A 19,552-nucleotide genomic window follows, 5' to 3' on the forward strand; every position below is an offset into this window, starting at 1 on the left:
ATGAATTTCATCTACCAAGCCGTCGATCGCAAGGGCAGGCGCGTTCGTGGCGAACTCTGCCTCCCCACGCGCCAGGATGCGCTGCGGCAGTTGCAGCGCCAGGGGCTCACCCCGCTCAGCCTGGAGGTGAAACGCCGCAACCTGGGCTCGCGACGTCGGCTCAAGGCCGAGGAATTGAACATGGCCATCCACGAGCTGGCCACCATGCTCGCGGCGGGAGTGAGCATGGCCGACGCGGTGGAGGCCCAGGAGCGAGGCGCGCGCCACCCGAAGTTGATTTCCGCCCTGCAGGCGATGGCCAATGGTCTGCGCCAGGGGCAGTCCTTTCCCGTGGTGCTGGAGAGCGCCGGCCTCGACCTGCCGCGCTATGTATATCAACTGGTGGCGGCCGGCGAGATGACCGGAAACCTCGCAGGAGCCCTGAGGGACTGTGCCACGCAGATGGAATACGAACGGCGAACCCGCGCCGAGTTGCAAGGGGCGCTGATCTACCCTGCGATTCTGGTGCTCAGCGGGGTGCTCGCCGTGGCGACCCTGTTCGTCTTCGTCGTTCCGAAATTCGCCAATCTCCTGAACGAGACCGCCCAGCTTCCGTGGCTTGCCTGGGCAGTGCTGAGCATCGGGGTATGGAGCAACGAGAGTTCCGGCTTGCTGGCGTTCGCCGTCCTGCTGCTTGCTGGCGGCATTGCCGTGGCGCTGCGCAATCCGGCGCTCCGCGCCCATGCGCTCGACCAGTTGGTGCGCCTGCCCGTAGTCGGGGAATGGTTGATGCAGGCGGAAATAGCGCAATGGTCGAAGGTGCTTGGAACCCTGCTGGGAAATCGTGTGCCGCTGGTGGAGGCCCTGGCGCTTTCCGCCGCTGGCGTCCGCATTGCCCGGCAGCGCCGGACCCTGGAGCGAGTCACCCAGGATGTGCGGGCCGGCATCGCCTTGTCGGCAGCGTTGGAGGAGCGCCAGGCGGTCACGTCCATCGGTTCGAGCCTGGTGCGGGTTGGAGAGGCCTCCGGGCAGCTCGCGGAGATGCTGCAGAGCCTGGCGACGCTCTATGGAGAGGCCGGGCAGGCGCGAATGAAAAAGGCCCTGGTGCTGATCGAGCCTCTGGCGATCCTGCTGATCGGCTCTGTGTTCGGCCTGATCATTACCGGCGTGGTACTGGCGATTACCAGCGCCAACGACATGGTGCTTTGAATGCCGGGTATCGATGCCGCGGCTGGTTGGATGAGACGTGAAGTGGAAACCGTATGAACAGAGCTGCACAACAGGGCTTCACCCTGCTCGAGATGATTGTGGTGTTGGTGATTATCGGCATGCTGATGGGGCTCGTCGGGCCGCGACTGTTCAGTCAGGCCGACAAGGCGAAGGCGCAGACGGCGGATACCCAGGTGAAGATGCTCAAGGGCGCGTTGCTCACCATGCGCCTGGACATCGGCCGGCTGCCGACCGAAGAAGAAGGCCTGGCGCTACTCAACACGCCGCCTTCCGATGAACGTCTCGGGGCCTTCTGGCACGGGCCCTACCTCGAGGGCGGCGTACCGCTGGACCCCTGGAACCGGCCTTACCTGTACAGCGACAGGCCGAGTGCCGAACAACCCTTCACTCTCTACAGCCAGGGCGCGGATGGGCAGCCCGGTGGGAAAGGCCTGGATGCCGATGTCGGTTACGCGCCCAAACGTTGACCAGGCCGCGTTCACCTTGCTCGAACTGCTGATAGTGCTGGTGTTCGTCGGGGCCATTGCTGCGGTGGCGTTGCCCGGCCTGGTGAGGATGCAGGAGACCTGGGCGCGCAGGACCGCGCTGGACGATCTGTTCAATCAATTACAGACCCTGGGCTATCGCGTGCGCAGCGACGGGCGGGAGCTGCTCATTGATGAGAGCGGGGCGGTTCCCGAGCAGTTGCTGCGACTGCCCGATGGCTGGACGGTTACTGCTCGGCCGCCGATACGTTACATGGCAAACGGAGTTTGCCTGGGCGGAAAGTTGCAGGTCCATCATGGGCGCGCGACACATACGCTGCTGCTTCAGCCCCCCCTCTGCGCGCCCGGGACGATCCGCTGATGCCGGCGCGGCAGGAAGGCTTCACGCTCCTGGAGGCGGTGGTTGCGCTGACGCTTCTGGCAGTGGTCGGCGGTGCGCTTTTCGCCTGGCTCAACAGTGCCTTTCGGAGCATGCAGCGGGTCGAGGCGGCCGAGCTGCGCATCGAGACGGCCCGGGTGGCGATGGCCTATCTGGAGCGCATGAACCCTGCGCTCGAACCCGCAGGCAGGGTCCGGCTGGGGCATTACCGGCTGGAGTGGCGAAGTTCGCCACTGTCCGCATCGAAAGCGGCGGTGGGCCGCCATAGCGGCAGTCCGGGCATCTACGACGTGACCTTGTTCAGGGTCGTCGCCAGCATCCGGGCCGGCGATGGAACGCCGCAGACGCTGCAACTGGAGCTTCCCGGTTACGTGGTCATCCCAGCGCGACTGGGTGATGGACCATGATCCGCTCGCGACGAAAACAGGGTGCATTCACCCTGCTCGAGATGATCGTGGTGCTGCTGGTCGTTTCCTTCATCGGCACGTTGCTCATGCAAGGGTTGAGCTATGCCAGCAAGGCCAACCAGTCCTTGCACCAGAACCTGGGGCGCGGACAGGTCCGGGCGCTGACCTTCGATTGGTTCCGTGATGCGGTGGAGAACCTGGTCGCTCCCGAGGCTGGCGAGGTCCGCTGGCGTTTGCGAGGGGACGAACTCAGTTTCGAGGCCATGTCTGCCGCGGCCCTGGATCGCCGTGCGGGCATCCCGACGCCCTTGGCCTTCCGGCTCGAGCGGCGGGCAGGAGAGGACCGGACCGAGTTGATCTATGTGCGAAGGCTGGAGGACAGTCGCTGGCCCCTCCTGCATCTGCGCGGCGAAGCTCGCTTCCGCTATCTGGACGGTCACGGCCAGTGGCTCCGGGACTGGCCGCCGAGCGCGCAACTGGCCGATACCCTTCCCGAGGCGATGGCACTGACGGCTCCCGAGGAGCGCCTGTTTGTCCTTGTCGCGGTCGCGCTGCCCAGAGCGAGGCCCGCCGAACATGATTTCTGATGGCGCATGCCGACATGCGGCGTCTGCCCGCTCGTCTGGCTTCGTTCTGGTCGGAGTGGTCTGGTTCCTGGCCATCATGACCCTGCTGGCCAGTGCCGCTGTACTCTGGGTCGGGCGCTCGCTGGATGCCACGGAAAACCGGCGCAAGGCGCTGCTTCGTGAGCTGGAGGAGCATGCCTTGCTGGCGCGGGTCCAATGGCTGGTGGCTACCCAGCGCTATACCGTCGCGGGCCTGAGCGTACCGGGAAATGCTGGCGCCGCGCCGAGCAAGGTGGACATGGACACTTCGATCCTGCCCATTGGCGGGGAGCTGCCTCTGGATGGCCGGGAGTTCTGCATGGCCAATGGCTGGTGCATTGCGCTGCTCGATCGCTCCGCGCGCCTCAGTCTTTCCGGCATCGATCCGCGGGTACTGTCCAGGCTGCTGGCGGGGTTGGGGGTTCCCGCCGAGCAGGTGCAGGTCATGGTCGCCCAATGGTTCAGCTATCTCTATCCCGGCGCCGCTCCACGACTGGGTAGCGCCGCGCAAGCCAGCGACAGGTCCTCTCCGGGCCAGGCCCGGCGCCGTCCGTTGCGCTCGGTGATGGAAGTCTTCCGGCTGGAGGCCTGGCGCCCCTGGGAAGCGCATTTGCTCGACGCCGGTTGGCGCGATCTGGTTGCGGCGGACGAGGCGGCGCTGAACATCAACACCGCGGATGCCCGAATCCTGTCTCTTGCCTGGGGACTACCGGAGGACGCTGTCGGCCGACTGCTGCAAGCCCGCTGGCAGCGTCCGTTCACCCGGATGTCGGACCTGCATGACGTCCTCGGGGGGCATGCGAGGCTGGTTCCCGAGGATGGCTGGGCGCGCCTGGCCAGTCCGGTCCTGTCGATTCGGCTCTACCCGCCAGGAGCCGAGCAGGGGACGGAATACGAGGTCCGCTTCAACTCAGAGCACCGCCTGCTGCCACCCTGGCAGCTTCTCTCGAAGAGGTCCGTGAAGATAAATGATCGCTACTCGAATCCTCCGCTGCATCCCGATATCGCCCCCGGGGTTCTTGCCGCCCCGCTTGTGGCAAGGCCGTGGTAAGGATGGCCGGGCGCAGCTTGAGTGGGTACGTAGAGGTACAGGGTTGGCGCGGCGCGCCCCAGCGCAGTGGATCGTGGATCGGGCGTGGTGTGTCTATCGCTGTCTCGATCTCAATCATGTGCCGCGCTCTGACCGGTATCAGGCACTGGCGTTGAAGCTTGCCGCCCTGGCGCCTTTTCGCCGCGCAGGCCATTACGTAGCCTGGCGGGGTGGCCATGCTCTGGTCTGGTTCTGGGATGAGGAGGTCCGGGAGGCCGTTGCCGAAGACTGCGTCGACCAACCTCGGCGTTATCGCTGTATCCCCGAATCCCTCCTGCAGGCTCCCCCTCGGTCGGTCGCGGAAGGCGAGACGGTTCGGCTGCTTCGGGTTCGCTCCGGGCTGGATCTGCAGGTCTGGAGAGATGACTGCCTTGTCCTGAGCCATTTCTTTCCCAGCCCACCCCAGCCAGAACAATGGGTTCGGTTGCTCCGGGGGCTGGCGGGAATACGCATTCCGGAGAGCCTGGTTGCCGAGCCTGGGGAAGCGCTGGGCCGTCCCTGGGCCGTTCCGGCGGCGGAAGCAACGCTGCTGCGATGGGAGCGTTGGTTGCCGCATGGGCTCATAGCCACCCTGTTGCTGGGATGCGGATTCAATCTGGGGGAAGGTTTGTCCTGGTGGTGGGCCGAGCGTGCGCTGCGAACGCAGTACGACCAGCTGAGCGGCCAGGTCTCGCCGATCCTCAGCGCACGCAACCAGGCCTTGCAGACCAATCGGATGGCCACGGAGCTGGGGCGCGCTTTGCAGCATCGCTCGCAGGTGGCGCTGCTGGGACAGGTAGCGGAACTGTTGCCGAAGGACAGTCGGTTGCTCGCCTGGCGCTATCGAGGCTCCGAGCTGGAGTTGCGGATTGGCACCGACAGTGTCGACCCGCGTCTCTATGTGAGGCGTTTCATGGAGTCGGGGAGTTTCGAAGATGTCAGGGTGGAACCTTCGCAGAGCGAGGGGCTATCGCTGAGCCTGGTCCTGCGTACGCCGGGGGAGGGTGCCTGATGTCGGACTTCCAGCGATCACTGCAGTTCCAGGGGCGGAACCTGCAACGACAATGGCAGGAAAAACCACTCTTGCGCATGGCCATCTGGAGCCTGTGCCTGCTGCTGGTTGTGCATCTGGTCATGCTCAGCATGGATTGGAGGGAGGAACGAGGGGAGGAATATCGTCGTCTGGCCGGGGAATGGCTCAAGCTCCAGGACGTTTCCCGGCAGACCGCCTGGCCGGAGCGGGCGATGCAGGCAGAGCAGGTACTGAACCTTCAGCGAGAGCGCTTCTGGCAGGCGCCGAATGCGTCGCAGGCGAGGGCCGATGTGCAGGCCTGGCTGACCGAGCGGGTTCGCCTGGCGGGCGTCCCTGACGCGGAAGTGAGCGTACTGCTTCCTCGCGGCTTCGAGAAGCAAGGGACGATCGCGCGTATCGAGGCCCAGGTTCGCGGGCAGTTGCAGCCAGCCTCGTTCAGTCGGTTGTTGCAGGATATAGAAGCGGAGCAGCGGCAAGTATCGGTGGAGTTTCTGGAACTGAACAATATGTCGTCGCCCATGCTCAATCTACAATTGTCGTTCCTGTTCGTAGCGGCCTATTGAAGCGGATGCGGATCGGGCAGCACCCGTTTGCTGGAAGAGTTCGGCGGAGGGCGGTGCCCTTCGATGGAGCGAGTTGCCGCCAGGCGGCCGGGAAACCGAATCCGCTCGGGACGCCTGCGATTCGGCTCTCCGGCCCGCCATTGTCGCATTCGCGCAGCGAAGAACGGCCAGTCTGGTCCGGCCTGTAAACAAGTGCAAAATTTTACTTCATGGTCGGCTTGGCACTCCGAGCCGGCTCGTCCATGCTGGAGCACAACTTTCCCATGGATACCATTGCCATGAAGTTCCTGCTGCCCCTGCTGCTGTTATTCCCGCTTTCCGCTCTCGCCGACGACAAGGACTACGACCAATGCATACTCGACTACCAACGCACGGCGAAGAGCGGGGTGGCGGTTCACTTCATCACCCAGGCCTGCGACAAGTTGTATAACGACGGCTCCTTCCTGCTGTCGCGGGAAAAGGCTTATTACGAGTGTCTGCTGGAGAACCTGCCGGGGGTGGAGAACAACCTGGCGGCGCAGAAGATCAGGAGCGCTTGCGAATCGAAGTCGCAGAATTGATCTGGCGAGGAGGGGAGCGAAAGTAGCCAGTGGGGTTTCCGACGGCATCGGCAGGATGCCGTCGGGAAAACCGGCTTAGCGTTGCAGCCAGGATTCGACGGTTTCGGAACCGTACTGTTCTTTCCAGGCTTTCAGAACCTTGTGGTTGCCGCCCTTGGTTTCGACGACTTCACCGTTGTTCGGGTTCTTGTAGACTTTCAGGGCGCGGGCACGGCGCTGCGGAGCGGCGCTGACGGTGACCGGAGCCTTGGGGTCGAGGATGGCGATGATGTTGTGCAGGGTCATGCCGTACTTGTCCATCAACGCCTGCAACTTGTCCTTGAATTCCAGTTCCTGCTTCAGGCTGCTGTCGCTTTTCAGCTTTTCCAGCAGGGCCAGTTGCTCCTGAAGTTTGCGCTCTGCCTCGCGGAACTCGGCAAGTTTGGACATTCGTTTCACTCCCGTTCTAAAAATATGGTGCTGGGTTTTGGTGCATTTATAGTGGCTTTACGGACTTTCCGTGTCCGCGGCAAAGGATAAGTCTTTATCTACTGGAAGAACAATATAGTTGCACGGTTTTATTGACTAACGGACTGTGGGGACAGCTTGCCGGATGTTTCCCGGAAGAATATGAAACCTTTATGTCCGTGGGGATAATGCTTCGTACAACCCATGGGAGAGAGATGGCAGAACGGGCCCGTTGTGTGGAAGCCCGTTTTAGAGCAGATGGCGAAGCGCCAGGGGAGAGTCGGGCGAATCAATCGCCCCGATATTCGCAACCGCTGGTGCAAGTTTCGTGGACGCGGACCTTGGAGAGTTCCGGCAACAGCGGCTTGAGTTGTTGCCAGATCCAGCGGCAGAGGTTTTCGCTGGTGGGGTTTTCCAAGCCTGGAATATCGTTCAGATAATTGTGGTCGAGTTGCTCGTAGATCGGCTTGAAGATCGCCTTGATTTCCGCGAAGTCGCGGATCCAGCCGGTATGCGGATCGACCTCGCCTTCGATGTGGATGGCGACACGGAACGAGTGGCCGTGCAGGCGCCCGCATTTGTGGCCTTCGGGGACGTGGGGCAGGCGATGGGCGGATTCGAAGGTGAATTCTTTGAAGAGTTCCACTGTAGTGCGCTCTGGATCGGGGTTATCGGACAACCGGAATGGGGGCGCCATGGTAGCAGGTTTGCGCGCCGGACCCGGTCTGCTCCGACCGGGCGGTCGTTCACCTGAGTTGCAGGCGGCGCGCCAGGCGCGCCAGGTTGGCGCGATCCAGGCCCAGCTCGCGTGCAGCCGAGGCCCAGCTTCCCTGGTGACGGGCCAGGCAGTCCTGGATCAGGTGGCGTTGGTAGGCGTCGGTGGCCGCGCGCAACGAGTGACCGGTCGTTGGCGCGGCGGGCGCGGGCTCGACCACGCTGCGAGGTGGCGCGGGGGTTTCCGCGGGCAGGTCGAGATCCTGCCGATGCAGGGTGACGATCCGCGACCACTCCGGATTGTGGCCGAGGGCCTTGAGCGAGGCGCGGCCGACCAGGTGCTCGAGTTCGCGCACGTTGCCCGGCCAGCGATAGTCGAGGAGCGCGGCCTGGGCCTCGTGGTCCAGGCGCAGGCTGCGCAGTCCCAGGCGCGGTCGGTTTTCCTCGAGGAAGTAGCCGGCCAGCAGGAGGATATCGCGGCCGCGCTCGCGCAGCGGCGGCACGCGCAAGGGATAGACGCTGAGGCGATGGTAGAGATCGGCGCGGAAGCGCCCGGCACGTACTTCCTCGGCCAGGTCGCGGTTGGTGGCTGCGATCAGGCGTACGTCGACGCGGTGCTCGCGATCGGAGCCGACCCGCTGCAACTGCCCGCTCTGCAGCACGCGGAGCAGCTTGGCCTGCACCGCCAGCGGCAACTCGCCGACCTCGTCGAGGAACAGGCTGCCGCCGTCGGCCAGTTCGAACTTGCCGCGCCGTTCGTTGACCGCGCCGGAGAAGGCGCCGCGCACATGGCCGAACAATTCGCTTTCCACCAGGGTCTCGGGCAGCGCGGCGCAGTTGAGACTGATCATCGGCTTGCCGCTGCGCATGGAATGCCGGTGGATGGATTGCGCCACCAGTTCCTTGCCGACCCCGGTCTCGCCGGTGATCAGTACGCTCAGGTCGCTGTTGGCGACCAGGCGGATTTCTTCCAGCAGCGCCTTGTGCGCGGCGCTCTGGCCGATCATTTCCCGTGGCCGCTCGCCAGCGGCTTCGAGATAGGCCTCGGCGCGCTGGTGCTCGTCCTCGGCGCGGCGGGTCAGGTCGCGCATCCGCTCGCTGGCCTTGACCGTGGCGGCGGCGAGGCTGGCGAAGGCCTCCAGGGTATCCAGGTCGGCGCTGGCGAAGCGCGACGGATCGAGGGTATCCAGGGTCAGCAAGCCCCAGGGCTGGTCGTCGAGGTACAGCGGACAGCCCAGGCAATCATGGATTTCCAGGTGGCCGTGGAGGCCTTCCACCAGACCGTCGTAGGGATCGGGCAGGCCGCAGTCGGCGGGGAAGCGGGTCGGCCCGCGGCGCTCCAGGAGAGCCTCGAGGCGCGGATGTTCGCCGACCCGGAAGCGCCGGCCGAGGGTGTCCGGGCTGAGGCCGTCCACCGCCAGCGGGATCAGGTATTCGCCGTCCAGGCGCAGCAGCGCGGTGGCGTCGCAGGGCAGCAGGTCGCGCAGGGCCTGGAGCAGGCGGCGGTAGCGTTCGTCTTCCGGCAGGTCGCGGGACAGGTCGGCAACCAGCGGGATCAGGGTGGCAAGCAAGGGATTGGTGGTCATTTCGACCTCTTTGCAGTCCTAATGACTCTGAATGGTTGCAGTCATTATGACCTATGCCGGCCTGCAAGGCCCGTGAATTCTGGTAGTTTGCCTTGGCACGCTTCCTGAAATGCTTCGAGGTGAAACAAAACCTTGCATGCGTCAGGAGTCATCTATGTTGTCCAATGCCCAACGTGCCCTCATCAAAGCCACCGTACCGCTGCTGGAGACCGGCGGTGAAGCGCTGATCACCCATTTCTACCGCACCATGCTCGGCGAGTACCCCGAGGTTCGCCCGCTGTTCAACCAGGCCCACCAGGCCAGCGGCGACCAGCCGCGGGCGCTGGCCAATGGCGTGCTGATGTACGCCAGGCACATCGACCAGTTGCAGGAACTCGGCCCGCTGGTGGCCAAGGTGGTGAACAAGCATGTCTCCCTGCAGGTGTTGCCCGAACACTATCCGATCGTCGGCACTTGCCTGTTGCGGGCGATCCGCGAGGTCCTCGGCGAACAGATCGCCACCGACGAAGTCCTCGAAGCCTGGGGCGCGGCCTACCAGCAACTGGCCGACCTGCTGATCGAGGCCGAGGAGTCGGTGTATGCCGCCAGCGCCCAGGCCGATGGCGGCTGGCGCGGCGTGCGGCGCTTCCGCGTGGCACGCAAGCAGGCGGAGAGCGAGGAAATCACCTCGTTCTACCTGGAGCCGGTGGACGGCCAGCCGCTGCTGGCGTTCCAGCCGGGACAGTACATCGGCCTGCGGCTGGACATCGACGGCGAGGAAGTGCGCCGCAACTATTCGCTTTCCGCTGCCAGCAACGGCCGCGAATACCGCATCAGCGTCAAGCGCGAGGCGGGTGGACGGGTCTCCAATCACCTGCATGACCGGGTCGCCGAGGGCGACGAGCTGGATCTGTTTCCGCCGGCTGGCGATTTCGTCCTGCGTGACAGCGACAAGCCGCTGGTGCTGATCACCGCCGGCGTCGGCATCACCCCGGCCCTGGCCATGTTGCAGGAAGCGCTGCCGCAGGCGCGGCCGATCCGCTTCATCCATTGCGCCCGGCATGGCGGCGTGCATGCCTTCCGCGACTGGATCGAAGACGTGTCGGCGCAGCACGAGCAGGTCGAGCACTTCTTCTGCTATAGCGAACCGCGCGCCGGCGACAGTGCCGACGCCGAGGGATTGCTGAGCCGCGAGAAACTGGCCAACTGGTTGCCGCAGGAGCGCGACCTGGACGCCTACTTCCTCGGACCCCGGCCTTTCATGGCGCAGGTCAAGCGCCACCTGGCCGACCTCGGCGTACCCTCGCAGCAATGCCACTACGAGTTCTTCGGTCCGGCCGCCGCGCTGGACGCCTGAAGCGACGGGCCGGCGCGAAATGCGTCGGCCCTTTTCGGAAAAAGGAGATCGAGATGAACGCTCTGTTCGATTGTCCACGGCGGGTGCTGCGGATCGGTCACGGGCTGCTGGCGGCCGGCCTGGCGCTGCTCGTCGCCGGCGTGATCGCCGCCTATTTCCTCGACCGCTACCTGAACATGCCGGCGCTGGTGTTTTCCCATGCGCTGGTGATCCTCGGCCCGACCCTGTTGAAGATTGGCTACGTGATGCGCCTGAGCGCGCTGTTCCGCATGCGTCGACCCGGTTGGGAGGTCTGCTGTGCAAGTGCTTGATCGTTCCAGGCTGATGGCCATACCGCCGATCTGGCGCCTGGGCTTCCGCCCGTTCTTCCTCGGCGGCGCGCTGTTCGCGGTGCTCGCCATCGCGCTCTGGCTGGCGGCGCTGGCCGGGCTCTGGAGCGGCTGGCAACCGGTCGGTGGCTGGCTGGCCTGGCATCGTCACGAAATGCTCTTCGGTTTCGGTGTGGCGATCATCGCCGGCTTCCTGTTGACCGCCGTGCAGACCTGGACCGGCGTACCCGGCCTGCAGGGCAAACCCCTGGCCCTGCTCGCCGGACTCTGGCTGGCGGCGCGCCTGGCCTGGCTATTCGATGCGCCGCTGGCGCTGCTGCTGGTGCTGCAACTGAGCTTCCTGCCGCTATTGGCCTGGGCTATCGGTCGCAGCCTGTGGCGGGTGCGGCAGAAGCGCAATTACCCGGTGGTGGGCCTGTTGCTGCTGTTGACCCTGGCCGACGCCCTGGTCCTGCTCGGCCTGTTCGAGGGCAACGACGACTGGCAACGGCGTGCCTCCATCGCCGCGCTATGGCTGATCGCCGGAATGATGAACCTGATCGGCGGGCGGGTGATCCCGTTCTTCACCCAGCGCGGTCTCGGCCGTCAGCAGCAGGTGCCGGCGATCGCCTGGCTGGACAATGGCATCCTGCTGGGCTGCGTGCTGGTGGCGCTGCTCACCGCCGCGGGCGTCACGGCGCAGCCGACGCCCTGGCTTGCAGGACTGTTCGCCGCCCTCGGCGGTGCGCAACTGTGGCGCCTGTGGCGTTGGCGCGATCGCGGCATCTGGCAGGTGCCGTTGCTCTGGTCGCTGCACCTGGCGTATTTCTGGATCGCCGTGGCGCCGCTCGGCATGGCGCTCTGGAGCCTGGGCCTGGCGCTGGCGCCGAGCCAGGCGCTGCACGCGCTGGCGGTGGGCGGCATGGGCGGGTTGATCCTGGCGATGCTGGCACGGGTCACTCTCGGCCATACCGGTCGCGCGCTGCAACCGCCGGCAGCGATGCCCTGGGCTTTCGCCCTGCTCAATCTCGGCTGCGCGGCGCGGGTGTTCCTGCCCAGCCTGTTGCCGGCGAACTGGGCGCTGCCCCTGGCAGGCGGACTGTGGGCTTTGGCGTTCCTGCTATTCGCCTGGTGCTACGCGCCGATGCTGTGTCGTCCGCGGGTCGACGGCCATCCCGGTTGATCAGGGGGCTTGCCGCAGACGCCGCAGCTCCTGGTTCAGCCAGTCGGCGGAGTTGCGCGTCTGCCCGGCGCAGCGCACCTGGTAGGGCTTGCCGCTGAGGCTGCTCTGGGTCGCGGCGCGCTCGATGAAGTCCTCGCTGCTGGCGACCAGATCCTTGCGCTCCAGGTAGTCGAGCTTCTTCTGCAGGTGGGCGCGGGCTTCCGCGGCCGGGTATTCGCTGCCGTTGCGGATGAAGGTGCAGCCGCTGTCTTCAACAAAGCTCAGCAAGCGGCCGATCTCCTGGCTCGCCTGCGGGGAGGGCGTGGCCAGCGCCGGCAGGCTCGAGGCCAGCAGCCAACAGGCGGCGCAGGTAGTCCGCCAGGTAATCGTGAAAGCGCGCATCGTTCCAGTACTCCATGTGGCTCAACGGGGTGTGCCGCTTGTACCAGGGACCGACCGGCAGGGCGAGGTCCTCGTGGACGACCGCGGCGTAGTTCTGCAACGGCCGCAGCGGATAGCCGAGCGGATCGGCCGGCGCGTAGACGTTCAGCCAGCGTGCCTGCTGGCGGATCGCCGGGGTCAGGCAGTGGCCGGGAAAGCGGATCGGACAGACCTTCTCGTAGGCGAAGGTGAACAGCGGGATGTTACAACCGAAGGTGACCAGCCCGGCCAGGGTTTCCAGGCCGAGGAAGGGGTCGATCGAGCAACTCGGCGTGCGGTTGAGTTTCTGCTGGTCCCAGATGAAGTTGGATACGATGTGCCCGCCCAGGGAGTGGGCGAGGATCACCAGCGGCGTCTGCGGCCCGACCTTCGCGCGCAGGGCCATGATCCCGCTGCGCACGTGCTGGTGGACCTGCTGGTAGGTGGTGTCGTAGGCGGCGCTGACCTTTCGGTAGCCGCTGGCGTCGCCGAGGAACAGCGTCACCGCCCGGCGCAGCCAGCGCCAGCCCAGCGGCTCGCGCTCGATGCGCTTGAGGTAGTCCAGTTCGCGGGCGTCCAGCACGCTGGCCCAGTACAGGCTCTGGAAGGCCACCTCGCCGGCTTCCGCACCGAGACGTCGGCGCAGCGCCGCTACCAGTTCGCGGGCGTAGCTGTGCAGACCGTCCTCGTCGCGGCTATCGGGCTGGTCGCCGATGCCGTGGATCAGCGCTACGGCCAGTTTCATGCAGGATCCTTCTCGTCGGTGGTGGCTCAGTCCAGCGCTTGCAGGCGTTCGCCGAGCCGGCCGCCGTCGACCAGTTCGAGGAATTCGTCGCCGAGCCTGCGGCTTTCCGCCATCGCCTGGCGCCAGTAGCGCTCGCGGCCGTCGTCGTCGCCGAGGTAGCGGGTGAAGTCCTTGCGGTCCGGCAGCTTGGCGTGCGGCAGGCGCGCCAGGTACTCGCGCGACGGCGCCAGCAGCAGCACGTCCTGCAGGCGCCCGGCGTCGCCACGGCGCCAGGGCAAGCCCTTGTCGAACCAGCCGGGGATCACCTTGTCGGTGAAGTGCGGGTAGAGCACCACGCCGCGGTCCTCGTAGGGCAGGTCGAGATGGTAGTCGAGCAGGCCGCCGTCGCGGTAGGTGCCGGGGCCGGCGCCAGGCAGGTCGCGGACGCCTTCCATGACCATCGGGATCGAGCCGGAGGCGAGCAGCGCCTGGCGCAGGTTGCCGCCGTCCAGGTGCAGGTAGCGCGACGGGAAGTCGGTCAGCGCGGCCAGCGGCGGCGCCTGGCGGGCGTCATGCAGGATCACCCGTTCGAAGTGGCGGTGCAGGTGGCGGCGGCCGATCAGGTTGTCGCGGATCACCGAGGACAGCCCCAGGCCGAGGCTGGCCTTGTGGTCGTGGGCGAGGCGCCCGTGGCTCTTCACCACCACCACGTTGAGGCGGTACAGCGGGTTGTCGAGGATCCGCGCGTCCTGGCCGGCGAGCAGGTCGTCGAGCATCGCCGCGCACTTGCGCGAGACTTCGGCGATGCTCACGCCCTTGGGAAAACGCTGCCGGGTGTACAGCTCGCCGAGGCGGGTGAGGCCGGCCACGGCGTCGGGCAGGCAGGCGCTGGCGAAGCGCCAGGAACCGATGGAGGCGCCGATCAGCGAGCGTTCGCGCGGGGCGCGCGGCAGCCACTCGCCGAAGATCGCCAGGTCCAGTCCCTGGATGCCCAGCGCCTTTGGCCCGCCGGCGGCACCGGGGACGATGCCGACGTCGGCCGGCTGCAGGCCGCGCTCGCGGATGCGGGCGAGGGCGCGGCGACCGGCCTTGAGGGTCAGTGCGGGGGACTTGATCTGGATGGCTGGCATGCTGGTCTTCTCCCTTGCGGACCGGCGATTATAGGACGAGTTGTCGCAGGACCAAGCGCTTTCGAACGCCGGCGAGCCCCATCGCAGAGGCTTTCCGTTACCCTATGGCGCGCCCCGGCCATGTCCTTGCGGCAAATTCAGCTTCAATTAAGAGCGCCCGGTTAATCTGCAAACCGTCGAAAGCAACACGATTGATTCCCACGGAGAGATTCCCATGAAGAAACTGACTGCCCTGTTCGCCGCCACCGCCATCGCCCTGACTGCCGGCCTGGCCCAGGCCCGCGACCTCGGCCCGGACGAGGCGCTGAAGCTGCGTGACGCCGGGACCATCAAGTCCTTCGAAGAGCTGAACAAGAACGCCATCGCCAAGCATCCCGGCTCGAGCGTCCACGATACCGAGCTGGAAGAGGAATACGGCCGCTACATCTACCAGGTCGAGTTGCGCGACCCGCAGGGCGTGAAGTGGGACCTGGAGCTGGATGCCGCTACCGGCGCCGTGCTCAAGGACCACCAGGACGACTGATGAAATGGCTCATGCGCTACGCCGGGATCGTCGCACTGGTCCTGGCGGTCATCAGCCTCGAGGCGATGGCGCGCGACCTGGACCAGGACGAGGTCCTGCGCCTGCGCCAGGACGGTGTGATACAGCCGCTCGAATCCCTCATGCAGGAAGCCCTGGGGCGTTACCCCGGGGCGCGCCTGCTGGAGGTCGAGCTGGAAGAGGAAGACGACGTCTATGTCTACGAGGTGGAACTGCTCACCCGCGACGGCGTCGTGCGTGAACTGGAACTGGATGCCCGCAACGGCCGCATCCTGAAGGACGAGGAAGACGACTGATGCGGTTGCTGCTGGTTGAGGATCACGTTCCCCTGGCCGACGAACTGATGGCCAGCCTGACCCGCCAGGGCTACGCGGTGGACTGGCTGGCCGACGGCCGCGACGCGGCGGTGCAGGGCGCCAGCGAGCCCTACGACCTGATCATCCTCGACCTCGGCCTGCCCGGGCGCCCCGGCCTGGAGATACTCCAGGAGTGGCGTGGCCTGGGACTCGCGACTCCGGTGCTGATCCTCACCGCGCGCGGTTCCTGGGCCGAACGCATCGATGGGCTCAAGGCCGGTGCCGACGACTACCTGACCAAGCCGTTCCATCCGGAAGAGTTGGCCTTGCGCATCCAGGCCCTGTTGCGCCGCGCCCATGGGCTGGCCAACCAGAGCCAGCTGGAGGCCGCCGGGCTGCGCCTGGACGAGCAGCGCCAGTGCGTGTGCCTGAACGGCGCCGACGTCGACCTGACCGCCGCCGAATTCCGCCTGCTGCGCTATTTCATGCTGCACCCCGGCCAGGTCCTGTCCAAGGGGCACCTGGCCGAGCATCTGTACGACGGCGAGACCGAACGCGATTCCAACGTCATCGAGGTCCACGTCAACCACCTGCGGCGCAAGCTCGGCCGCGAGGTGATCGAGACCCGCCGTGGCCAGGGCTACCGCTACGCCGGGGTGGCCGCCGGATGAGGTCGATCCAGCGGCGCCTGAGCGTCGGCCTGTTCGCGGTACTGCTGGTGGTCGGGCTGGTCCTCGCGCAGACCGGCCTGTGGCTGTTCGACCAGGGCCTGCGGCGCTATTTCGCCGGCAACCTGCGCGAGGAGGCGGAGAACCTGCTGGTGGCCATGGTACGCGGGCCGAACGGCATGCAACTGGACGAGCAACGCCTCAACCCGGCGTTCCAGCGCCCGTATTCCGGGCGCTATTTCGTCATCGAGCTGGAAAAGGACACCTGGCGCTCACGCTCCCTGTGGGACAGCGAGCTGGAGGTGCCGCACAAGAAAGGGCTGGTGCAGGGTCTGGTCGATGGGCCTGAGGAGCAGCGACTGCTGGTGTTCCGCGGCCACTACAAGCGCATGGGCCAGAAGCTGCGGATCGTGGTGGCGCAGGACTATACGCCGATCCTGGAAAGCTTCGCCCGCGTGCAGTGGATGGGTCTGGGCGCCGGCGCCCTGGCGCTGCTCCTGGTATTGCTGTTGCAGCGCCTGACCGTGCGTCGTTCGCTGCGTCCGCTGGAGGAGGTGCGCCTGCAGATCGCCCAGCTGCAGCAGGGTCAGCGCAGCCAACTGGACAACCAGGCTCCCGAGGAGCTGGAGCCGCTGGTGGAGCAGATCAACCACCTGCTGGCACACACCGAGGAGACCCTGAAGCGTTCGCGCAACGCCCTGGGCAACCTCGGTCACGCCCTGAAGACGCCGCTGGCGGTGCTGGTCAGCCTCGCCGAGCGCGAGGAGATGGCGCGCCAGCCGGAGTTGCAACAGGTCCTGCGCGAGCAGCTGGAACAGATCCAGCAGCGTCTCGGTCGCGAGTTGGGCAAGGCGCGCCTGGTCGGCGAAGCGCTGCCTGGCGCACATTTCGATTGCGCCGAGGAGTTGCCGTCGCTGTGCGACACCCTGCGCCTGATCCACGGCCCGCACCTGCAGGTGAGCTGGAGCGCGCCACCGGGGCTGCGCCTGCCATGGGACCGCGAGGACCTGCTGGAGATGCTCGGCAATCTGCTGGACAACGCCTGCAAGTGGGCCGATAGCGAAGTCCGCCTGACTGTCGCGCAGGGCGAGGGCATGGTCCGCCTGAAGGTCGACGATGACGGCCCCGGCATCCTCCCCGACCAGCGCCAGGCGGTGCTCGAGCGGGGTACCCGGCTCGACGAGCAGGTCAGCGGCCATGGCCTGGGCCTGGGCATCGCGCGCGACATCGCCGAGGCCTGCGGTGGCCGCCTGAGTCTCGAAGACAGCCCGCTGGGCGGCCTGCGAGTGAGCATCGAGTTGTCGTTGCAGAAGAGCGGCCGCGCCGCCAGGGCTTAACAGTTCTTCACCATTTGCCGACAGTCCCGGCAAGATTTCCTCCTGCGCTTTCCCTAGCATCCCGGGCTTCTTGCAAGGAGGTCTTGGACGATGAAACGGCGGACGGGTACGGGCCGCTGGCGCTGGGCGCTGATGCTGCCGGTGCTGGTGTTCCTGTTGGGCGAGTCCAGTGGACAGCGAGAAGAGGGGCGGTCGCCGCGGTTACCCGCGCAGGCTCGCTACGAGCAGGCCGTGGAAAACGCGTTGCGCAGCGAGCGCGGCGAGCCGCGACAGGCCGGGACAGCGGCAGCGAAGGTGGCCGAGGCGGGAGCCCCGGCGCGTCTGCGTGGCTGGCTGCGCTCGCTGGCCCGCCTGGCGATCTGGGGGACCTACGGCCCCCCGGCGCTATTCAGGCCGTGAACGGTCAGGCCTTGAACTGTTCCATCAGGCCCTGCTGGTGGTTGGCCAGGCGGTTCAGCGACTGACTGACCTGGGCCGATTCCTCGGCCTGACTCGACAGCGACTCGGTGACGTCGCGGATCGCCGCGACATTGCGGTTGATCTCCTCGGCTACCGAGCTCTGTTCCTCGGCGGCGCTGGCGATCTGCAGGTTCATGTCGTTGATCACCGTCACCGCCTCGCCGATCCGTTGCAGCGCGGCCACCGCTTCATCCACCTGCTCGACGCTGCCCTGGGCCTGGCGATGGCTGCCGTGCATGGCGTCGACCACGTCGCGGGTGCCCTGTTGCAGGCCTTCGATCACCCCGCGGATCTGTTCCACCGAGTCCTGGGTGCGCCGGGCGAGGTTGCGCACTTCGTCGGCGACCACCGCGAAGCCGCGGCCGGCGTCGCCGGCGCGGGCCGCCTCGATGGCCGCGTTGAGCGCCAGCAGGTTGGTCTGCTCGGCGATGGCGCGGATCACTTCCAGCACCGAACCGATTTCCTCGCTGCTGCTGGCCAGTTGCTCGACCTGGCCCATGGCGCTGGTCAGGTTGGCGGCCAGGCTGTCGATGCTCTGGGTGGTGCGGTCGATCAGCGCCAGGCCGTCGCGGGTCGCCTGGTCGGCACCGCGCGCGGCGTCGGCGGCCTGGGCGGCGCTACGGGCGACGTCCTGGGCAGTGGCGGTCATCTCGTGGGATGCGGTGGCGACCTGGTCGATCTCGCGGAACTGCTGCTGCATGCCGGCGCTGGTCTGGCTGGAAATCGCCGCCGACTGGTCGGCGGTACTGCGCGCATCGCGCACCGAGACCTTCACGTCGCGGATGATCGGCTGCAGCTTGTCGAGGAAACGGTTGAACCATCCGGCCAGTTCGCCCAGCTCGTCGCGCCCGGTGTGCGGCAGACGCTGGGTCAGGTCGCCTTCGCCGCTGGCGATGTCGCGCAGCATATGGGCGACGCCGAGGATCGGCCGGGTCACGCCGCGGGCGCTCAGCCACAGCACCAGCAGGCCGAGCACCGCGGCGCCGAGGCCGAGGCCCAGTTCGACCCAGGTGCCTTCGCGACGCATGTCGTCCAGTTGCCGCTCCAGCGCCAGGGCCGGGCCGAGGAGGGCGCTCTTCGGCACTTCGAGGAGCACGCCCCAGGGCTTGGCGCCGGGAATCGGCTGCAACGGTTGCAGCACCTTGAGGTCGACGTTCTCGTTGAACAATTGGCTCTTGCCGGCGGCCAGCAGTTGCAGGAGTTCGCCGGCGTGCTGCGGATCCGCCTTGGCCAGGTTCTTGCCGAGCAGGCCGGCGTCGCGGCTGTTGCCGGCGAACAGCCCGGCCGGGCTGAGGATGCCGACCTGGCCGACGCCGTCGTAGAGTTCGCGGTTGCCCTGTTCGCTGAGCGCCTGCAGATTGCTCAGGTTGATGTCCAGGCCCATCACGCCGATCACCTTGCCATCCAGTTCGAGGGGGAAGGCGATGCTGGTCATCAGCAGTTGGCGCTCGCCGACCTTGTCGAAGTAGGGATCGAGCACGCAGGGTTGAGCGCTTTCCTTCGGGCAGGTGTACCAGGCGTTGTAGGCCGCGCCGCTGGGCCCGCTGCTGGTGTCGGCGAGTTCGGACTCGACCATCGACTCGGACTCCAGCTGTCCCGGCGTGGCCTGCGCCCAGTACAGGGAGAAGCGTCCCTTGTCGTTGCTGCCCAGGGCGGGCTGGTCGACGAACAGTTCGTCCTTGCCGTCCAGTGCGTTGGGTTCGAAGACCACGTACAGGCCGAGCACCTCGGGATTGGCGGCGAGCGCGGTGCGCACCTGGCGGGTCAGGTCTTCGCGCAGGTCGTAGGCGTCGAGGAAGCGCTTCTGCGCCTGGTCGCGGAGGAACAGGATCTGCCGGGAGAAACCCTTGCCGTATTGGAAGGCATCCATGAAATAGCGCTGGATGCGCAACGCCTGCAATTCCCCGCGGGCTTCCAGGCGCAGGCGCGCCGATTCGTCGAGCATCTGCGTACTGGCGCTTTTCACCAGTACGCTGCTGTGCTGCATGCGGTAGACCGAAAGGCCGACCAGCAAGGCGACCACGCCGAGCAGGCAGAGGCCTGCCAGCAGGGTGATCTTCCATTGGATGGACAGGCGGCGAAGGAACATGGGAGGGGTCCTTGTACGAAGAAAC

The 19,552-nt window shown here is 66.4% G+C and carries 24 protein-coding genes; 17 read left to right on the forward strand and 7 right to left on the reverse strand.

The window, feature by feature from the left end; genetic code table 11:
- The 9 genes from LT948_RS28170 to LT948_RS28210 all read left to right on the forward strand — a co-directional run bounded on the left by LT948_RS28170 (position 1) and on the right by LT948_RS28210 (position 6,310).
- Positions 1-1,188, forward strand: coding sequence for a type II secretion system F family protein (locus tag LT948_RS28170; RefSeq protein ID WP_003138899.1), 1,188 nt, complete (start codon positions 1-3; stop codon positions 1,186-1,188).
- A 53-nt stretch (positions 1,189-1,241) separates the two neighbouring features.
- Positions 1,242-1,676, forward strand: coding sequence for a type II secretion system major pseudopilin GspG (gene gspG / locus LT948_RS28175; protein WP_003090519.1), 435 nt, complete (start codon positions 1,242-1,244; stop codon positions 1,674-1,676).
- Complete coding sequence (locus tag LT948_RS28180; protein ID WP_023981094.1) at positions 1,645-2,055, forward strand: type II secretion system protein; 411 nt, start codon at positions 1,645-1,647, stop codon at positions 2,053-2,055. Before gspG ends, LT948_RS28180 begins: the two co-directional genes overlap by 32 nt.
- The gene (locus LT948_RS28185) at positions 2,055-2,480 is read left to right on the forward strand and encodes a PulJ/GspJ family protein (protein ID WP_003110087.1); all 426 of its coding nucleotides are present in this window, start codon (positions 2,055-2,057) and stop codon (positions 2,478-2,480) included. Before LT948_RS28180 ends, LT948_RS28185 begins: the two co-directional genes overlap by 1 nt.
- Entirely contained in the window at positions 2,477-3,067 is a 591-nt protein-coding gene (locus LT948_RS28190) for a PulJ/GspJ family protein (protein WP_004350096.1), read from the forward strand. The genes LT948_RS28185 and LT948_RS28190 overlap by 4 nt, the downstream gene beginning before the upstream one ends.
- Positions 3,057-4,136 carry a general secretion pathway protein GspK gene (locus LT948_RS28195; RefSeq protein WP_003138906.1) on the forward strand — a complete coding sequence of 360 codons (1,080 nt, stop codon included), beginning with the start codon at positions 3,057-3,059 and terminating at the stop codon, positions 4,134-4,136. Before LT948_RS28190 ends, LT948_RS28195 begins: the two co-directional genes overlap by 11 nt.
- A 646-nt stretch (positions 4,137-4,782) precedes the next feature.
- Positions 4,783-5,166, forward strand: coding sequence for a hypothetical protein (locus LT948_RS28200; RefSeq protein ID WP_003162130.1), 384 nt, complete (start codon positions 4,783-4,785; stop codon positions 5,164-5,166).
- On the forward strand, positions 5,166-5,750 hold the full coding sequence (locus LT948_RS28205) for a GspMb/PilO family protein (protein WP_003138910.1): 585 nt from the start codon (positions 5,166-5,168) through the stop codon (positions 5,748-5,750). Before LT948_RS28200 ends, LT948_RS28205 begins: the two co-directional genes overlap by 1 nt.
- Positions 5,751-6,013: 263 nt before the next feature.
- A complete protein-coding gene (locus LT948_RS28210; RefSeq protein WP_003097713.1) occupies positions 6,014-6,310 on the forward strand; it encodes a VF_A0006 family four-cysteine protein in 297 nt (98 codons plus the stop codon).
- A gap of 75 nt (positions 6,311-6,385) precedes the next feature.
- Here LT948_RS28210 and mvaU read toward each other — a convergent pair whose 3' ends face one another.
- From mvaU to norR, 3 genes are all read right to left on the reverse strand, one after another.
- Positions 6,386-6,739, reverse strand: coding sequence for a histone-like nucleoid-structuring protein MvaU (mvaU, locus tag LT948_RS28215; RefSeq protein ID WP_003090506.1), 354 nt, complete (start codon positions 6,737-6,739; stop codon positions 6,386-6,388).
- A gap of 307 nt (positions 6,740-7,046) precedes the next feature.
- Positions 7,047-7,403 (reverse strand): 6-carboxytetrahydropterin synthase QueD, encoded by a 357-nt coding sequence (gene queD / locus LT948_RS28220; RefSeq protein ID WP_003090505.1) that lies wholly within the window; start codon positions 7,401-7,403, stop codon positions 7,047-7,049.
- A gap of 100 nt (positions 7,404-7,503) precedes the next feature.
- Positions 7,504-9,057: a nitric oxide reductase transcriptional regulator NorR gene (gene norR / locus LT948_RS28225; RefSeq protein WP_023091669.1), complete on the reverse strand. Its 1,554-nt coding sequence runs from the start codon at positions 9,055-9,057 to the stop codon at positions 7,504-7,506.
- Between the two features lie 154 nt (positions 9,058-9,211).
- Here norR and hmpA point away from each other — a divergent pair, with 154 nt between their 5' ends.
- The 3 genes from hmpA to LT948_RS28240 are packed head-to-tail and all read left to right on the forward strand — an operon-like array spanning position 9,212 to position 11,884.
- Positions 9,212-10,393 carry an NO-inducible flavohemoprotein gene (hmpA, locus tag LT948_RS28230; protein ID WP_218816330.1) on the forward strand — a complete coding sequence of 394 codons (1,182 nt, stop codon included), beginning with the start codon at positions 9,212-9,214 and terminating at the stop codon, positions 10,391-10,393.
- Between the two features lie 53 nt (positions 10,394-10,446).
- Positions 10,447-10,704 (forward strand): psl/pyoverdine operon transcriptional regulator PpyR, encoded by a 258-nt coding sequence (gene ppyR / locus LT948_RS28235; protein WP_003090502.1) that lies wholly within the window; start codon positions 10,447-10,449, stop codon positions 10,702-10,704.
- Positions 10,691-11,884 carry an NnrS family protein gene (locus LT948_RS28240; protein ID WP_003131074.1) on the forward strand — a complete coding sequence of 398 codons (1,194 nt, stop codon included), beginning with the start codon at positions 10,691-10,693 and terminating at the stop codon, positions 11,882-11,884. Before ppyR ends, LT948_RS28240 begins: the two co-directional genes overlap by 14 nt.
- Here the strand turns inward: LT948_RS28240 and LT948_RS28245 are convergent, their stop codons facing one another.
- From LT948_RS28245 to LT948_RS28255, 3 genes are read right to left on the reverse strand one after another with little or no spacing between them, the layout of a single operon-like run.
- Entirely contained in the window at positions 11,885-12,151 is a 267-nt protein-coding gene (locus LT948_RS28245) for a DUF5329 domain-containing protein (protein ID WP_003090500.1), read from the reverse strand. It lies immediately after the preceding gene.
- A complete protein-coding gene (locus LT948_RS28250) occupies positions 12,135-13,028 on the reverse strand; it encodes a hypothetical protein (protein WP_003110080.1) in 894 nt (297 codons plus the stop codon). The genes LT948_RS28245 and LT948_RS28250 overlap by 17 nt, the downstream gene beginning before the upstream one ends.
- Positions 13,029-13,054: 26 nt before the next feature.
- On the reverse strand, positions 13,055-14,137 hold the full coding sequence (locus LT948_RS28255) for a hypothetical protein (RefSeq protein WP_003113385.1): 1,083 nt from the start codon (positions 14,135-14,137) through the stop codon (positions 13,055-13,057).
- A gap of 214 nt (positions 14,138-14,351) precedes the next feature.
- Here LT948_RS28255 and LT948_RS28260 point away from each other — a divergent pair, with 214 nt between their 5' ends.
- The 5 genes from LT948_RS28260 to LT948_RS28280 all read left to right on the forward strand — a co-directional run bounded on the left by LT948_RS28260 (position 14,352) and on the right by LT948_RS28280 (position 17,378).
- Complete coding sequence (locus LT948_RS28260; RefSeq protein ID WP_003090497.1) at positions 14,352-14,660, forward strand: PepSY domain-containing protein; 309 nt, start codon at positions 14,352-14,354, stop codon at positions 14,658-14,660.
- Complete coding sequence (locus LT948_RS28265; protein WP_003097704.1) at positions 14,660-14,974, forward strand: PepSY domain-containing protein; 315 nt, start codon at positions 14,660-14,662, stop codon at positions 14,972-14,974. Before LT948_RS28260 ends, LT948_RS28265 begins: the two co-directional genes overlap by 1 nt.
- On the forward strand, positions 14,974-15,645 hold the full coding sequence (gene carR, locus LT948_RS28270) for a two-component system response regulator CarR (RefSeq protein WP_003090494.1): 672 nt from the start codon (positions 14,974-14,976) through the stop codon (positions 15,643-15,645). The genes LT948_RS28265 and carR overlap by 1 nt, the downstream gene beginning before the upstream one ends.
- Positions 15,642-16,979 (forward strand): two-component system sensor histidine kinase CarS, encoded by a 1,338-nt coding sequence (carS, locus tag LT948_RS28275; RefSeq protein ID WP_003097701.1) that lies wholly within the window; start codon positions 15,642-15,644, stop codon positions 16,977-16,979. Before carR ends, carS begins: the two co-directional genes overlap by 4 nt.
- A gap of 90 nt (positions 16,980-17,069) precedes the next feature.
- On the forward strand, positions 17,070-17,378 hold the full coding sequence (locus LT948_RS28280) for a hypothetical protein (RefSeq protein WP_003097699.1): 309 nt from the start codon (positions 17,070-17,072) through the stop codon (positions 17,376-17,378).
- A 4-nt stretch (positions 17,379-17,382) separates the two neighbouring features.
- Here the strand turns inward: LT948_RS28280 and LT948_RS28285 are convergent, their stop codons facing one another.
- Positions 17,383-19,527 carry a methyl-accepting chemotaxis protein gene (locus tag LT948_RS28285; RefSeq protein ID WP_096068074.1) on the reverse strand — a complete coding sequence of 715 codons (2,145 nt, stop codon included), beginning with the start codon at positions 19,525-19,527 and terminating at the stop codon, positions 17,383-17,385.
- Positions 19,528-19,552: the final 25 nt, after the last annotated feature.

It is taken from the genome of Pseudomonas sp. CP-1 (genome assembly GCF_021213715.1).
Classification (GTDB): Bacteria; Pseudomonadota; Gammaproteobacteria; order Pseudomonadales; family Pseudomonadaceae; genus Pseudomonas; species Pseudomonas aeruginosa.